Origin of the sequence: Virgibacillus sp. 7505 (assembly GCF_002272135.1) — a bacterium.
Lineage (GTDB): Bacteria > Bacillota > Bacilli > Bacillales > Amphibacillaceae > Terribacillus.
Map to the genome: position 1 here is coordinate 1 of NZ_NPBF01000095.1, position 345 is coordinate 345.

The window sequence follows — 345 nt, forward strand, 5'->3', positions numbered from 1 at the left end:
CGAAATTCCTTGTCGGGTAAGTTCCGACCCGCACGAATGGTGCAACGACTTGGATACTGTCTCAACGAGAGACCCGGTGAAATTATAGTACCTGTGAAGATGCAGGTTACCCGCGACAGGACGGAAAGACCCCATGGAGCTTTACTGTAGCTTGATAGTGAGTGTTGGTATCATCTGTACAGGATAGGTAGGAGCCTTGGAAACCGGAGCGCTAGCTTCGGTGGAGGCGTCGGTGGGATACTACCCTGATGGTGCTGGCATTCTAACCTCGACCCGTGATCCGGGCCAGGGACATTGTCAGGTGGGCAGTTTGACTGGGGCGGTCGCCTCCCAAAGAGTAACGGA

1 rRNA gene is annotated in these 345 nt (G+C 54.5%); it reads left to right on the forward strand.

From position 1 onward, the window contains the following. Positions 1-345 (forward strand): 23S ribosomal RNA (locus tag CHH91_RS18075); the annotation flags it as partial.